Here is an 11,870-nt window from a genome sequence, read left to right on the forward strand (position 1 = left end):
CTGCTGATAGACTCCCGCGGCGTTCCAGCCCTGGATGGCCGCGAAGTTGGGCTGGCCCGGCTGATAGCCGGCGCCGGGCTGCCAGCCGTGGCCGCGCAGGAAGTTCGCCGTGGAGGCGAGCGCGTCGGCGGTGGAATTGAGGTCGACGCGGCCGTTGCCGTCGCCGTCCACCGCATACAGCAAAATGGATTTCGGCAGGAACTGTGTCTGACCCACCTCGCCATGCATGGCGCCGCGCTGCGCGGGGTTCAAAGCGCCGCGGTCGATGAGCTGAAGCGCCGCGTAAAGGTGCCCGTGAAAAATTCCGGGCGCCGGCAGTCATAAGCGAGCGTGGCGACAGCGGAGAGCGTGTGCTGATTGCCCATATAGCGTCCAAAGGCGGTCTCCATGCCCCAGATGGCGATCAAGGGACCGGCCGGCACGCCGTATTGCCGCTCGATGGCGTTGAACAGCGCGGCGTTGGATCGTTTCTTGCCTCTGCCTTGGGAGGCGATGGTCGCGGCGCCGCGCTTTTTCATGAATTGATCCAGAGAGAGCTTGAAGCTTTTCTGCCCACGATCGGCCCGGATGGTGCCGGCCGCATAGCCGGTGCTCATCAGGGCATTGATGCCGCGCTGGCCGATACCGTTGCCTTGGCCTCTTGCGCGAATTGCCGCTTCCACTGCTCGAAGCCGGCGGAATTGTTGCCGCACGGGGCCGCCAGGGCCGGGGCGGCGGACAAGAAGAGCAAAGCGCCTGCGAGCGCCATCAGTCGTTTGTGCGTCATCTGGGCCTTCCGTCTTTCAGGGAGGCCCGGGCTGATCGCGCAGCGCCGAACCGCCATCCTTGAGTGTTTCCTCGGATGTCCGCCCCGATCGACCCAGGCCAGAAATCGGCACGCAGTTTGCGCCACGACTCTGCCCTGTCCCTCGAAGCTCGCGTCGCTTCTCCCCACGAAGCATTTTTACCTTGAGGATTCAGGCCTTGGCAATTGGCTTAGGCCGGGGCTTCGCCGGGTCTCGCCGGGGAACAGTCTCTTAACCCACGAGTTGACCTTGTGAGGACAGAACAATGCTGGCGTCATAAGACAGAACCCGTGCACCCAATCACGAAATATTCGGCCGTTTCAGGCTCCTGCTGGTCACCGCTGGCGGTGTCTGCGTGTTGGGGTTATCGCTTGCAGGCGAGAGCTTTGCCCCCGTGCCTTCGCCCTCCGCCTCCGAGACCGAGACCATCGCCTCTGTCCGCGCCACCAAGGCGCGTCCGCAGTCGGCTCTGCTCGGCTCGGATCCCCAACGGGTCGCCCGGGAGGCGGAGGAGCGCCAAAGCTGGGTCGAGGTTGTTGATGCGGTCAACATGCGCCAAGGTCCCTCCAGCGCTAACGCCGTTATCAGGGTGCAGCTTGCCGGCACAAAGCTTCGCGTCGAATCGCGCGAGGGCCAGTGGGTCGAGGTGTCCGAGCCGGACTCGGGTGAGACCGGCTGGGTCTTCGACGCGTATGTCAAAAGCATTGCGCCTGCGTCGCGCCGTGCCGAGGCCGCCGAAACGACGATCCGTTAGCGCCGCTTTGGCTTTTCACCAGAGGGCGCCATGATGCCTATTCCGAGGAGCATGAGGAGAGCCGGACGGCGCGGCACCGCCGCGGTGTCGGTCCTGCTCACGGGCTTCCTCGTGACCAGCGGCCTGATCGCCGTGCCTTATCTGCTCCTCACGGCACCGGTCGAGGATTATTCGCTTACGGCGCTCGAGCCGGCGAGCCAGCGGACGCTTGTGCTTCACACCAATGACGGCAAGCCGTTCGCGCGGCGCGGCGGATGCGTGGCCGAGCCGGTCTCGCTCGACGAGGTTCCGCAGCATTTCATCGACGCGCTGCTGTCGATGGAGGACCGGCGCTTCTACTACCATCTCGGCATCGACCCGATCGGTCTGGCCCGGGCCGCGATGGAGAACCGCGCGGCGGGCCGTATCGTGCAAGGCGGCAGCACCATCACCCAGCAGCTGGCGAAGTACTCGCTGCTGTCGAGCGACCGCACGATGGAGCGCAAGCGGAAGGAAGCTTGGCTCGCGCTGTCGCTCGAGCTTCGGCTCAGCAAGGACGAGATCCTCGAGCGCTATTTGAGCAGCGCCTATTTTGGTCAAGGCTGCTACGGCCTGCGCGCCGCCGCCAAACAGTATTTCGGCACCACGGTGCCGGACCTCACGATCCCCCAATCGGCCTACCTCGTGGCCCTTCTGAAGTCTCCGACTGCGCTCAATCGCGATCCCGAGGCCGCCCGGCAGCGCGGGAGTGACGTGCTCGATGCCATGGTCGACACGCGAAAGCTCTCGCCTGAAGCCCGAAAGGACCTTGCCCCGGTCCTGCCCGAAATCAAGACCGAGAACTCCGCGGGCGGCTATTATGCCGACTGGGTTTCCCGCACGATCGAGCTGCCACGCACCGGCGATTACTCTCCCTTGCCGGTCTACACCGCGTTCGATCCCGCGCTCCAGCGGCTGGCCGATGAGGCCGTGGAGAAGGTCCTCGCCAAGGAGGGCAAGGCGCGGAACGTCTCCCAGGCGGCCATGGTGGTGATGCGACCCGACGGGCGGGTGCTCGCCATGGTCGGAGGGACGGACCACGACCAGAGCCAGTTCAACCGCGCGGTGCAGGCCCAAAGGCAGCCGGGCTCCTCGTTCAAGCTGTTCGTCTATCTCGCGGCGTTGCGCGCCGGGCTCACGCCCAACAGCACGGTCGTCGATCAGCCGGTCCGCATCGGCAGCTATGAACCGAAGAACTTCGGTCACCGCTACCGCGGCGCCATGCCCATGAGCCGCGCCTTCGCCTCGTCCCTCAATACGGTCTCGGTGCAATTATCCGAGGCCATGCGGCGCAAGCCCGTGATCAGGGCGGCGCGCGACCTCGGCATTTCGACGCCGTTGGAGGCGCGGCCGAGTCTGGCGCTCGGCTCTTTCGAAGTCACGCTCCTCGAAATGACGAGCGCTTTCGCCGCGGTCGATGCCGGCGCATATCCGGTGAAGCCTGGGCGATCACCGGATTCGAGGAGGCGGATGCTAACGGCGCCCCGCCGCGGGGCGCAGGCCGCTGGCGGCTCAACGAGCAAAAAGAACTCCAGACGCTTCTGCGCGGGACGGTGGAGAGCGGCACCGGGCGGCGGGCGCGGCTGCCCATTCGCGCCTATGGCAAGACGGGCACCAGCCAGGATTATCGCGACGCCTGGTTCATCGGCTTCGCCGGCAATCTCGTGGTCGGCGTGTGGGTCGGCAATGACGACTTCAAGCCGATGAAGCGGGTGACCGGCGGCAGCCTGCCCGCGGAGATCTGGGTCACCTTCATGCGCGAGGCGATCGAGACCGATAAGGGCTTCGAGAAGAAGCCTCAACAGATCGCGCCTTCCAGGCCGAGACGCGCCAGCGCAAGGTGAAGATCGCCAAGAGCGCCTTCTCGGGCGGCGATGGCGGCAACAATCGCAAACGCCGCAATGTGAGGCGCGCGGAAGACTTCGACCTCTTCCGGGACCGCCGTCCCCGGCGCGAGCGCCGCGGCCTGTTCGGCGGTCTGTTCCGCTAGGTCGCTCTCAAAAACGCGAGTCAAACTTTTGCGAATCAGGCATGATTCCGGTCATGGCAGATCGATCCAGGCTTGCGACCGAGCGCATGAGCGTGAGCGTCGTCCGCGTGTCGGCGCGGACCGCGCCCAAGCGGCGCGTCACCTTCTGCGCGCTGGAAGGGCCCTTGCTGGTCCTTATCGAGGCCGACAGCGAGGACGAGGCGTTCGCCATCTGCACCGAGCAGGGGCTTGAGTTCGTCTCCCTCTGCGACGATTAACGTTCTCCTTGCCGTTTTACGGAACAGACCGCGAAGCCGGACGTTGATTAGGGCCGGTGCCGCCTTTTGCCGCCCCGCGTATCAGGAGGACAAAAAGATGCCGACACCCCAAGACACGTTCCGCAACGCCGCCAACTCGCCGGCCGCTCGCCAAGCCGCCGACACAGCCAGATCGATGGCCGAGGACGCCGGCGATGCCGCCGAACGATTCTCCGACAAGGCCGGAGCGCAGTTCGCCAAGGCCCAAGACAGGGCTCAGACGATGGCCGCCGACGCGCAGGACATGGCCGTCGACGCGTATGACGAAGCGCATGCCGCGGTGAGACGTAACCCGCTCGCAGCCATCGGCATCGCGCTCGGCATCGGCTTCCTGTTCGGTGCGCTGACGACAGCGCGGCGTTAGCGCCGGCCATGCTGGCGGCGTGGATGAAGCTGGCCTTCACCTCGGCGCAAGCTTGGCAGGAGGCACAGGTCGTCATGTCCTTGCGCGCTATGAGGCTCGCCCGTGGCGGCGCGCTGGCCCAGGCCGAGGCCACCCGAATGGTGACCGAGAAGAGCGCGGCCCTCGTGGACGCGGCAATGACCGTGGCCACCGGGGGCTCCGCCGAAAAAGTCGTGCGCGGCTATCGCACGCGCGTCCGCGCCAACAAGCGGCGGCTGACCCGATAACCTTGCCTGCCGCGCGTCGTCGTGCCCCTCTGGTTCTTTGGCGAAGCGAACCTTACCTTTATTGCGCGCGTTGAGTCAGCGCGCCGTCACCCCTTCACCGAGAGGCCGGCCGAAATGCAAATCGTTTTCAGGGCTTGCGGATTCATGCTCGCGGCGTGGATCGCGGCTGTCGCGGCGCCCGGCCTCGCGCAGGCCGAGGATTTCGAATGCGTCTCGACGACCCTGCGCATCCTGTCGCCAAACGACAAGGTGTGCATCAGCGAGTTCGACGATCCGAAAGTGCCGGGGGTCACCTGCTATATCAGCCAGGCGCGCAAAGGCGGCTGGGGTCAGCCGCTCGGGCTCAACGAGGACCCCTCCAACTTTTCGGTGACCTGCCGGCAGATGGGCCCGATCTCCGTGGACTTGAAGAGTCTGCCGGAGCGGGAAGAGGCCTTCACCGAGAAGACCAGCATCTTTTTCAAGAAGACGCGCATCTACCGCATTCCCGACCTGAAGCGGAACGCGCTCGTCTATCTCGCGATCAGCTCCAAGATCATCGACGGCTCGCCGGCGAACGCGGTAAGCGCCGTGCCGATCCTGCCATGGCCGGAGGAGCCGGCCCGATTAGCCCAGCCGGCGGAGCCGGGTCAGCCGGCGCCATCGGCGGAGTAGGGGCAGCAATGCGGACCTTCTCTTGCATCTGCGGGCAGACGCTGTTCTTCGAGAACGTGGCTTGCGAGAACTGCTTCCGGGAAGTGGGCGGTGCCCCTCCTGTCGCGCCATCGCCGCGCTCGAGTCGCTGGGCGACGGCACCTATCGATGCGCCAATGCCGGGGTGCGGGGCCACGGTCGTCAAATGCACGAACTACGCGTTTGAGCATGTGTGCAACCGTTGTCTTCCGGCGCCGCCCGCCAATGGCGGACTGTGCGACGCCTGCCGCTTCAACCGCACCATCCCCGACCTGTCGGTCCCGGGAAACCGCGAGCGCTGGGCGGAGCTCGAGGCGGCGAAGCGCCGGCTGCTCTATACGCTCGACTTTCTGGGTTTGCCGTACGGTTCGGCGGACGAGGGGTTCGACCCGCCGCTCGCCTTCGACTTCAAGGCGGATACCATCCCCTCGGAGGGCGTGTGGCGCTGGATGGGCGCCGGCGAGCGCGTCTATACGGGCCACGCCGACGGCAAGATCACCATCAATATCCGCGAGGCGGACAGCGTGGAGCGCGAAAAGCTGCGTGTGGATATGGGCGAAGCCACCGCACCCTGATCGGGCATTTCCGCCACGAGATCGGCCATTATTTCTGGGACTTGCTGGTGCGCGGTCGCTGCGAGGATGACTTCAAGCGCGTGTTCGGCGACCACCAGAACCCGCCTTACGGCGAGGCGCTCCAGCGTCACTACGCGAATGGACCGCCGCTCGATTGGCGCGACCGCTTCGTCAGCGCCTACGCCACCATGCATCCTTGGGAGGATTGGGCGGAGACCTTCGCGCTTTATCTCGACATCACCAGCGTGCTCGACACCGCCTCCAACATGAGCCTGATCGGCGCGGTGGATTTCGACAATCTCAGCGGCATGGTCGGCCAGTATCGGCGGCTGGGGCTCGTGCTCAACGAGCTTAACCGCGAGATGGGCCTGATCGACGTCGTGCCGGAGGTCCTGCACGCGGCCGTGGTGGAGAAGCTCGGCTTCGTCCACCGGCTGGTGCGCGCCCAAGCGGAGGGCCGGCAGGCCGCTTAGTCTCGACGGGCCAATCCGCTTAATGCTCCGGGTTTTTTAAAATCAATCTTAAGTCGTTGCGGTCAAGACTTCGCATTCCATGGTTGCGACGATCGTCGAGCCATCGGTTCTCAACAACGGGAGTGGGAACGACATGCCGATCATTGACGCGAAGCCATTTCACTACGACTTCAGTTTCGACCATGTCGCTCTGGTCTGCATCGACATGCAGAAAGATTTTTGTCAGCCCGGCGGATTCGCAGAGTCGCTCGGCGACAACATCAAGAATCTTCAGCCCTGCATCCCGGTCATCGCCAAGCTCCAGGAAGCCTTTCGCAAGGCCGAGCTGCCGATCATCCACACCAAGGAATGCCACAAGCCGGATCTCTCCGATCTGCCGACCGCCAAGCGGAACCGCGGCAACCCCAAACTGAAGATCGGCGACAAGGGACCGATGGGGCGCATCCTGATCGACGGCGAGCCGGGTTCGGATTTCATCCCCGAGTGCTATCCGGCCGAGTGGGAGCTCGTGATCTCGAAGCCCGGCAAGGACACGTTCTACAACACCGAATTCGACGACTACATGAAGCTTCGGAAGATTACGCATTTGGTGATCACAGGCGTGACGACCGAGGTCTGCGTACAAACGACCATGCGTTGCGCCAACGACCGAGGCTACGATTGCATCCTGATCGAGGACGGTACCGACAGCTACTTCCCCGAGTTCAAGGAGGTCACGCTGCGGGCGCTGGTGGCGCAGGGCGGCATTGTTGGCTGGACCGGCAAATCCGATGCCTTATTGGATCTATTGGCGAAGGAGCAGCCTGGGCAGGTTCGTTCAGCCACCTCTTTCGCTGCCTAGCAGAGTGATCGTCCCCAGCGCTTTAAACAGGCGTCTGGGGCCGACGAGATTCTGTGAATGAAGCCACTCGTCGACACCGTCTTCCCGCCCATCGAGGCGGGCCATGTTCCGTACTGGCGGCTCGTGCTGCGGGGCTGCTCGCAGCTCTGCTTTCAAAGCAACGAGCTCACCGGCGTGTTCTTCTTGGTGGCCGTGCTGGTCGCGTCGCCGATCGCCTTCGGCTATTTGCTGGTGGCCGGCATCATGGCGCCGGCCGGTCGCATGTTGATGGGCGACAAAGGCGCGGTTCTTTCGACGGGGCTTACCGGTCTCAATCCTTGCCTCATCGCGCTTGCCTTGCCTGCATTCTTCGAAACCGGCTGGACCAATCTCGGCATGTGGGTGGTGCTCGTCGTTTGCGTCGCCATCACCATCGTGTTGGTCCGGGTATGCCTTGCGATCTTGCCATTTCCGACCCTGGTCTTACCGTTCCTGATCGTGTTCTGGACGCTATACGCGCTGGCGCCCGATCTTGAGGTCCTGCGGCCGATCAAGTTCGGTGTCCTCGCGCCCGACACGTTTCATCCTCTGAGGGCTGTGTTGCTCAGCCTCGGTCAGGCGCTGTTCTCACCCAGCATCCTGTCGGGCGTGTTGTTCGTGATCGGTGTCCTTGTCAGCAACTGGCGCCATGCCGTGCTCGCCGTGATCGGCGCAGTGATCGGCACGGCCGTGTCCTACTATTACCGCGACGTCGACGCCGGTAGCGTCAATCTCGGTCTGTACGGCTTCAATGGCGTCCTCACCGCCGTCGGGGTGTTTGTGCTTTGCGGCGGCAAGCTTCGGCTTGCCATCCTCGGCGCGCTGCTTGCCACGATCATGACACCCGCGATCGCCGATCTCGGGGTCCAGACCCTCTCCGCACCGTTCTTCTTCACGACCTGGCTGATGCTCGGCCTGGGCTGGCTGGAAGACACCTGGTTCGACGTCGCGCAACAGCCCACGTCCAAGACCATGCCCACTCCCACCCTCACGCGTCGGCGCGGCCGGCGCACGGTCATTCCGGCGACTAACGGAGACTGATCATGCTTGCGCTTCCCACATCGCTGAGCCTTCCCAATCTTCAGGACTATGTGCGCAGCTTGCGCGGCGAGGACTGGCAGCCGTTCCGGCCAGGCGTGACGGCCCATTGGTTTTATCGTGAGCCGGATGGCGGCGGGGCGGCGGTGCTTCTGCGTTACGAGCCCGGCGCGCGCGTCGCGGTCCACGAACATGTGGGATACGAGCACATGCTCGTCATCGAGGGCGATGAATATGATGAGCGCGGGTCGTACCCGGCGGGAAGCTTCGTCATCAACCCGCCCGGCACCAAGCACTCGCCAGGAAGCGTCGGAGGATGCGTGGCCCTGCTGATCTATGAAAAGGCCGTGCGGTTTGTCGACGCCGACTGACGCGGCAGCTCTTTAGGACTTGGGCGTCCAGTCCTTGGGGTCCCAACCCTTGGGCGCCTTGTTCTGCATGTTGCGGAAGGCGTCGGCCATCAGCCAGGAGAGCTGCTGAGCCTGGATGCCGAAGGTCTGCATCTGGGTCTGCACGTAGCGGCTCTGAAGCGTCACGACTTCCTGCATGTCCTTGGCCTTGGCGAGGTCGCTGGCGAGCGAGAAAGACCGCTCGGCGTTCTCCTTGGCGAAGGCGATGGCACGATCCTGGATCGCCTTGAAGTTGCCGGCTTCCGGTCCGCCGGAGGACGACCAGGCATTCATGGCCTGGCTCATGAACTCCATGAACTGGCCGTAGGCCACACGCGCCTGCTCCACGTTCTTCTCGGCGAAGTCGCGCATCTCCGTCGGAATCTCGAACATCTGCTTCTCTGTCATACGGTCCCCTTAAGCCCGGCTTTGGTGGCGGGCCGCTCTCAGCCCGCTTGGGTAGTTGCTCTAGATTACAGCATTTTTCCTGCTGAACACCATGGCCGGGGTCCTTCTATGGGAGCGGCCTTAAGGAACGCTTGCCTCGGGAACGGCGATTTTGGCGGTTTGGCCCACTTTCAGCTTCCAGCTCTGGATCGGGCCGCCGGCGGTGTCGAGCTTGCCGGCGAGATAATAGAGCCGCTGTGTGTCGAGGCCCTTGGCCGTGCAAAAGCGGTCCTGGAGGAAGAAGGGCGGGATGGCCTGGTAGTAGAGCGTGGCGCGGATCTCGGCGGGCTCGCCGCCGATCTCATCGAGGGGGACCTGATAGAGCAGGACGTCCTCGCCCTCGCTCTCGTTCTCCTCGGCGTAGTCCGGGTCGCCGTCCGTGCCCACCGGCGCCACGTCCTCGGCGAGCTCCGCATTGGCGCCGAGCGCGCTCGCGATCTCGGTGCGCGCTGTCAGCGGCAGGAAGCCGTGGGGCAGCAGACGGTTGTCCTTCACCTTGGCGCAGATGGAGAGGAAGCTCGAGGTGAGCGGGCCTTCGGGCTTTGCGTGCGCGCCGCAGGCGGGGCTCTCCACGTCGGCAGGGCTCGCCGCCATCTCCTGGTAGATCTGCGCCTGGGATTGCTTGGTGATGACCTGATAATGCGGCTGGTGCGCGCGCGCCGCCGGGTCGATGCGCGACTTGCAGTCTTGCGTCCACCACAGCTCGCCCGCGACCGGCTCGCCGTTCTCATCCACGATCACCCCGGTGCTGTTGGTGCGGCCCGAGGCCCACAGCACCTGCCCAAGCTTGTCGCGCACCTCGAAGGCGACGAAAGCGCGCCGGAAGGCGACGCCGGAGGGGAATTTATGGCCGGCCTTGTTGCGCACGGTCACTTTGGCGGCGAGCGTGCCGTCTTCGCGCGTCACCTCGGCCACGCCGATATCGGCGGTGTTCGCCGCTTGCTCCAGCATCGCGCGCTCGGTGGCGACGAGCGGATCGACGCCCCGGCGCGACGGCAGCATCGGGTCCTCGGTGCGAATGCCGAGCACGTCGGGGAATTGCTGGGCCATCTTGGTGAGGAACAGGTTGAGCCCCACCAGCGTGTGCTTGGCGAAGCCGTCTCTAGGTTCGAGATCGATGTCCTCGGGAGGCAGTGTGAACTCGGCCTGCGGGAAGGATGAGTATTCCTGGATGCTGGCGATCTTGCTGCGATAGGGCGTGCCCTTCGCGTCCTTCTTGGGCATGTGGCAATCCTGGCAGGACTGCGCCTTGGCGCCTTTGCGCCCGGCAGGACGCCGTCCACCGTCTCGCCGGTGCGATAGGCGGAGAAGGCCCATTCCGGATAGGTCGCCTGCTCGTAGGTGTGGCCGACGATCTTGCCGCGGTGGAGCACGGGCAGATGCACCGTGTGGCAGCTCGCGCAGATCTCCGAGCTCTTCACGTGGGTGCTGTGCGCGACTTCCATGCCGGTGGCGGCTTCCATGGGTTTTTTCTTCGGGTCCTCGAAGGGGCCGTAGAGGTCGGCCGGCTCCGCCACCAGAAAGTTGCCGGTGAAGGTCTTGGCGAGGCCGGTCAGGCCCGGGTTGAGGACCTTCTGGCGCTCCGCGACGCAGGCGTTCTGCGCGCCGTCCGCGACCTTCTGCGATGCGTCCTTGCCGAGCACCATGCTGTGGCAGGTCGAGCAAGCCACGCCGTCGCGGCCGAGCGCCGCGTATTTCGCCAGATGCGCGGTCGGGTTGTCGGCGGGGTAGGGCACCGCATCGAGTGCGGAGCGAGCAAGCGGCGTGCAGGCGCCGGACTCCGCAAAATTATCAATGGCGTGCTGGCGGTGTCCTTGCACCGCGTGACAGCTCATACAGGTGTCCTCGATGAGGGATTTGGACTCCGGGTGAAAGGTCTCGATCTCGCTGGCGAGCTGCGCAAAGAAGATGGGATCGCGCCCCGCAAGGCCCATGGGCGACTTCCGCCAGGTCCCGTAAGGCGAGATGTTGGTGAGCTTCGGCTCCGGCCCTTGCTCGGTCATGTGGAACTGGAGGCCGGTGCCGCCGGCGCTGTGACAGCCGAGACATTGGTCGGACGTGACGAAGCGCGATGTCGCACTGGCTCGCCGGCCGGGAACCACACATGGTCGTAAGTCTCCGACGGCATGGTGGGCGGCTCGCCTTCAGGCTTGGGCGCGCCGCTCAAGAGCTGGAAGATCTCGGCGAAGTCGCCGCTGTAATCCTTGCGGCTGCGCAGGCGCCGGTTGAAGTTGGTGACGGCCGTCTCCACGTCGTCGCCATCCGTCGCGACCTCTTCGTGAAGCGTTTCGAATTTCGGCTGCGGCGGCGGCGCACCGCGACGCTGGCCAAGACGCTGGCCGAGGCGCGTCCCGTCATTCTGGAAGTGATCCTCCAGGAAGAAGTCCTGGTTCAAGAACACCAGCGGTTCGCCGGGCTCGCCCTTGACGTTGCGCAAAGACGCGAAGGTCTGGTTGTCGCGCGCGGATGAATGACAGTTGGTGCAGTAAAGCCCGAAGCCGGTATTGGGGTAGCCGTGCGCCGAGGTCGCCGGCCAGGTCGGCGCCCAGTCGCCTTCGCCCCAGCCGAACCAGCCCCAGAACCAGCCGTCGCGGGATTCCTTGCTGGCGCGCACCATGATGGCGCCGCCGTTCTCGGGGAACAGATGCACGAGGTCCGCGTCCTTGCAGTGGGACGTGGGCGGCGGGAACATCTCCTTGACCATGATGGCGCCGTCGGGCACCGGCGTCTCGGTCCTCTCCTCGTCGCCTTCCGCGCGGTTCGCCTTCATCCAGTCGATCATGTCGGGCGAGTACCAGACGACGGCCGGCGCATGGGTGCCTTGATACTGTCCGGTCCACTGGCCGTTGTGGAACATGCCGATGAACGGGCCCGTGTCGCGCATGTGCTTGTCGCTCTTCCAGCCGGACGCCTCGCGGCGATGACAGAAGTTGCGCAAGAACGC

Annotated in this window: 14 protein-coding genes and 3 pseudogenes; 12 read left to right on the forward strand and 5 right to left on the reverse strand. The window is 64.8% G+C overall.

Annotated elements, in window-relative coordinates:
• Window positions 1-766, reverse strand: a pseudogene (locus AUC71_RS12035) (lytic murein transglycosylase); the annotation flags it as partial.
• 413 nt (window positions 767-1,179) lie between these two features.
• Here AUC71_RS12035 and AUC71_RS12045 point away from each other — a divergent pair.
• From AUC71_RS12045 to AUC71_RS20350, 12 genes and pseudogenes are all read left to right on the forward strand, one after another.
• Entirely contained in the window at window positions 1,180-1,539 is a 360-nt protein-coding gene (locus tag AUC71_RS12045) for an SH3 domain-containing protein (protein ID WP_069624459.1), read from the forward strand.
• 30 nt (window positions 1,540-1,569) lie between these two features.
• Complete coding sequence (locus AUC71_RS12050; protein WP_083238323.1) at window positions 1,570-3,264, forward strand: transglycosylase domain-containing protein; 1,695 nt, start codon at window positions 1,570-1,572, stop codon at window positions 3,262-3,264.
• A complete protein-coding gene (locus AUC71_RS19630; RefSeq protein ID WP_069624461.1) occupies window positions 3,222-3,401 on the forward strand; it encodes a hypothetical protein in 180 nt (59 codons plus the stop codon). The genes AUC71_RS12050 and AUC71_RS19630 overlap by 43 nt, the downstream gene beginning before the upstream one ends.
• Complete coding sequence (locus AUC71_RS19635) at window positions 3,398-3,547, forward strand: hypothetical protein (RefSeq protein WP_158007825.1); 150 nt, start codon at window positions 3,398-3,400, stop codon at window positions 3,545-3,547. The genes AUC71_RS19630 and AUC71_RS19635 overlap by 4 nt, the downstream gene beginning before the upstream one ends.
• A gap of 53 nt (window positions 3,548-3,600) precedes the next feature.
• Window positions 3,601-3,804, forward strand: coding sequence for a hypothetical protein (locus AUC71_RS12060; protein ID WP_141701656.1), 204 nt, complete (start codon window positions 3,601-3,603; stop codon window positions 3,802-3,804).
• 97 nt (window positions 3,805-3,901) lie between these two features.
• Window positions 3,902-4,207 carry an ElaB/YgaM/YqjD family protein gene (locus AUC71_RS12065; RefSeq protein WP_069624463.1) on the forward strand — a complete coding sequence of 102 codons (306 nt, stop codon included), beginning with the start codon at window positions 3,902-3,904 and terminating at the stop codon, window positions 4,205-4,207.
• Between the two features lie 8 nt (window positions 4,208-4,215).
• Window positions 4,216-4,473 carry a hypothetical protein gene (locus tag AUC71_RS12070; RefSeq protein ID WP_069624464.1) on the forward strand — a complete coding sequence of 86 codons (258 nt, stop codon included), beginning with the start codon at window positions 4,216-4,218 and terminating at the stop codon, window positions 4,471-4,473.
• A 114-nt stretch (window positions 4,474-4,587) separates the two neighbouring features.
• Window positions 4,588-5,127 carry a CreA family protein gene (locus tag AUC71_RS12075; RefSeq protein WP_244500936.1) on the forward strand — a complete coding sequence of 180 codons (540 nt, stop codon included), beginning with the start codon at window positions 4,588-4,590 and terminating at the stop codon, window positions 5,125-5,127.
• A gap of 8 nt (window positions 5,128-5,135) precedes the next feature.
• A pseudogene (locus tag AUC71_RS12080) lies at window positions 5,136-6,193 on the forward strand (zinc-binding metallopeptidase family protein).
• 133 nt (window positions 6,194-6,326) lie between these two features.
• On the forward strand, window positions 6,327-7,034 hold the full coding sequence (locus AUC71_RS12085; protein WP_069624472.1) for a cysteine hydrolase family protein: 708 nt from the start codon (window positions 6,327-6,329) through the stop codon (window positions 7,032-7,034).
• A gap of 57 nt (window positions 7,035-7,091) precedes the next feature.
• Window positions 7,092-8,093, forward strand: a complete 1,002-nt coding sequence (locus AUC71_RS12090) for an urea transporter (protein WP_069624466.1) — start codon at window positions 7,092-7,094, stop codon at window positions 8,091-8,093.
• Between the two features lie 2 nt (window positions 8,094-8,095).
• Window positions 8,096-8,461, forward strand: coding sequence for a cupin domain-containing protein (locus tag AUC71_RS20350; RefSeq protein ID WP_069624467.1), 366 nt, complete (start codon window positions 8,096-8,098; stop codon window positions 8,459-8,461).
• Between the two features lie 12 nt (window positions 8,462-8,473).
• Here the strand turns inward: AUC71_RS20350 and AUC71_RS12100 are convergent, their stop codons facing one another.
• From AUC71_RS12100 to AUC71_RS19640, 4 genes and pseudogenes are all read right to left on the reverse strand, one after another.
• The gene (locus tag AUC71_RS12100) at window positions 8,474-8,887 is read right to left on the reverse strand and encodes a phasin family protein (RefSeq protein ID WP_069624468.1); all 414 of its coding nucleotides are present in this window, start codon (window positions 8,885-8,887) and stop codon (window positions 8,474-8,476) included.
• A 120-nt stretch (window positions 8,888-9,007) separates the two neighbouring features.
• Complete coding sequence (locus AUC71_RS20355; RefSeq protein ID WP_204376715.1) at window positions 9,008-9,928, reverse strand: hypothetical protein; 921 nt, start codon at window positions 9,926-9,928, stop codon at window positions 9,008-9,010.
• The gene (locus AUC71_RS18790; protein WP_141701657.1) at window positions 9,829-10,929 is read right to left on the reverse strand and encodes a hypothetical protein; all 1,101 of its coding nucleotides are present in this window, start codon (window positions 10,927-10,929) and stop codon (window positions 9,829-9,831) included. Before AUC71_RS18790 ends, AUC71_RS20355 begins: the two co-directional genes overlap by 100 nt.
• Window positions 10,926-11,870: pseudogene (locus AUC71_RS19640) on the reverse strand (hypothetical protein); the annotation flags it as partial. The gene AUC71_RS18790 and the pseudogene AUC71_RS19640, both read right to left, overlap by 4 nt.

The organism is Methyloceanibacter marginalis (assembly GCF_001723295.1).
Classification (GTDB): domain Bacteria; phylum Pseudomonadota; class Alphaproteobacteria; order Rhizobiales; family Methyloligellaceae; genus Methyloceanibacter; species Methyloceanibacter marginalis.

Excerpts from the sequence above, each read along its gene's own strand:
- AUC71_RS12050 (WP_083238323.1), top strand. The coding sequence starts at position 1,570 with ATGATGCCTATTCCGAGGAGCATGAGGAGAGCCGGACGGCGCGGCACC.
- AUC71_RS12060 (WP_141701656.1), top strand. The coding sequence starts at position 3,601 with ATGGCAGATCGATCCAGGCTTGCGACCGAGCGCATGAGCGTGAGCGTC.
- AUC71_RS12065 (WP_069624463.1), top strand. The coding sequence starts at position 3,902 with ATGCCGACACCCCAAGACACGTTCCGCAACGCCGCCAACTCGCCGGCC.
- AUC71_RS12070 (WP_069624464.1), top strand. The coding sequence starts at position 4,216 with ATGCTGGCGGCGTGGATGAAGCTGGCCTTCACCTCGGCGCAAGCTTGG.
- AUC71_RS12075 (WP_244500936.1), top strand. The coding sequence starts at position 4,588 with ATGCAAATCGTTTTCAGGGCTTGCGGATTCATGCTCGCGGCGTGGATC.
- AUC71_RS12085 (WP_069624472.1), top strand. The coding sequence starts at position 6,327 with ATGCCGATCATTGACGCGAAGCCATTTCACTACGACTTCAGTTTCGAC.
- AUC71_RS12090 (WP_069624466.1), top strand. The coding sequence starts at position 7,092 with ATGAAGCCACTCGTCGACACCGTCTTCCCGCCCATCGAGGCGGGCCAT.
- AUC71_RS20350 (WP_069624467.1), top strand. The coding sequence starts at position 8,096 with ATGCTTGCGCTTCCCACATCGCTGAGCCTTCCCAATCTTCAGGACTAT.
- AUC71_RS12100 (WP_069624468.1), bottom strand. The coding sequence starts at position 8,887 with ATGACAGAGAAGCAGATGTTCGAGATTCCGACGGAGATGCGCGACTTC.
- AUC71_RS20355 (WP_204376715.1), bottom strand. The coding sequence starts at position 9,928 with ATGCTGCCGTCGCGCCGGGGCGTCGATCCGCTCGTCGCCACCGAGCGC.
- AUC71_RS18790 (WP_141701657.1), bottom strand. The coding sequence starts at position 10,929 with ATGACCGAGCAAGGGCCGGAGCCGAAGCTCACCAACATCTCGCCTTAC.